This window comes from Protofrankia sp. CiP1_Cm_nod3, from assembly GCF_982290655.1.
The window spans coordinates 1-1,658 of the sequence record NZ_CEVIVD010000104.1 but is presented as its reverse complement, the minus strand read 5'-3'; the positions used below and the strand labels follow the sequence as shown (position 1 = coordinate 1,658).

Below are 1,658 nucleotides of genomic sequence, written 5' to 3'. Positions count from 1 at the left end.
CGTGACCGGCCCGCAGCGCGAACAGGGTCGCCGCCAGCGGGCGGCCCACTGCCCGGAACGGGCGGGGCGCCAGGTCGAAGGCGGTGCCGGCCCGGTCGAGCGCGGATTCCACGTCACCGCGGCGGGCGTCGGCGGCGGCCAGATGGGCGAGCGCGACCGCGACGAACCCCGGACGGTTCATCGCCGTCAGCGCGGGCAGGGCGACGTCGGCGTAGTCCGTGGCGGCGCTGTGGTCACCGGCCGCCGCGGCGGCGATCACCCCGTGGTAGGCGACCTCCACCGGGTGGACGGCACCGGGATCCTCCCCGCCGGGGGTCCCCCGCTGCTCGGCCGGCAGCGCGAACGCCTGGCCGATCGCCCGGTCGGCGATCCTGGCCACCTCGTCGGGACGCCCACCGGGCAGGACCGCCATCGCCCGCGCCTGCAACGCGAGCGCGGCAATGGCCACCGGGGTGCCGTCGGCCCGGCGCTGGCCATCCATGGCAAGCCGCAACGCCGACTCCGGATGCTCCTCGTACAGCTCGATCATTCCGGCGATCTTCCGGGCGTAGCCGACGGCTAACGCGTCGCCGGCGGACCGGCCGTGCCGGTAGGCGGCCTCGGCGAGCCGCCGGGCCTGGTCGATCCGGTCGGTGTTGAACAGCGCGTCGGCGCGCAGCGCCTCGACATGGGCCAGGGTGGCACCGGCGGCCCGGCGCTGCGCCGGGGCCACCCGGCGCTCGGAGAGGCGGACGACCTCCGCGTAGAGGGCGTCCAGCCGCGGCAGGGATTCGGTCAGCGGAATGTCCTCGTACTCGCAGACCAGTACTCGGAAGCGCGTGTCGACGTCCGCCAGCTCGTCGACGAAGGGCGACATCGTCACTGCGCCGCCAGCGGCGAGAGTGGCCAGAACGGCGAGCTGACGTCGGCTCGGGGCCCCTGTATCCACCGTGATGACCTCCCTGACCTGGGCTTCTGGCCAGTGTCGGGCCATCGTCTCTGATCGTGCTGTTGATTGAGCATGCTTACTCCCCGTGTCGCTACGATCTGTACATATAACCGTAGCGACACGAGACGCTTGCGGTAAGTAAACAGGAAGGCATGTCTCGGGCCAGGTGTGTTCTCCGTCCCGTCCCGATGCGCTCTCCCCGGCGCGCCTCCCCCCGGCGTGGCGGTCCTCAGGGGCGGGCTGGCGCGCTCGCCCGAGAACGCAGCACAAGGGAGCCCACGAACAGACCAACGCTGATCGCGAGCTGCGCGAACCACCAGGCCGCCACATCGTGATGGCCCGAGGCCGGGCACAGCGCCGAGAGCGCCACGAGCCCGGCGCCCGCGTAGGTGGCCGCCCCGAGCCCCCAGCGGCGGCCGGCAAGCAGCGCGCCAAAGGCCACGAACAGCAGCACCAGGGTGACGTCACCGATGGCCCCGATCAGGACCGGCGTCCGCTCCACCGCCTGCGGGCCATCGGGAACCGGCTCGATCATCGTGGCGACGACGGTCCCGACGGCGAGAACGACAGCCCACCAACGCAGCACAGCCGACCGGACAGCACCGGCGGCAGCCGGCCCCACCCGCGACCTCGACCCCGCCGGCACCGACAAGGGGGACGAGCGCAGGGCATCCGGACGCCCCTGCCAGCCCTCGGCTTCCCGCCCGGCCAGCCGCACACCCCCACCAGC

At 73.3% G+C, this 1,658-nt stretch carries 1 protein-coding gene and 1 pseudogene; both read right to left on the bottom strand.

What is annotated here, in order from left to right:
• Positions 1-862: pseudogene (locus tag AC5LUJ_RS17665) on the bottom strand (hypothetical protein); the annotation flags it as partial.
• Between the two features lie 295 nt (positions 863-1,157).
• On the bottom strand, positions 1,158-1,658 hold a 501-nt coding region (locus AC5LUJ_RS17660), incomplete at its 5' end, for a hypothetical protein (RefSeq protein ID WP_493465321.1).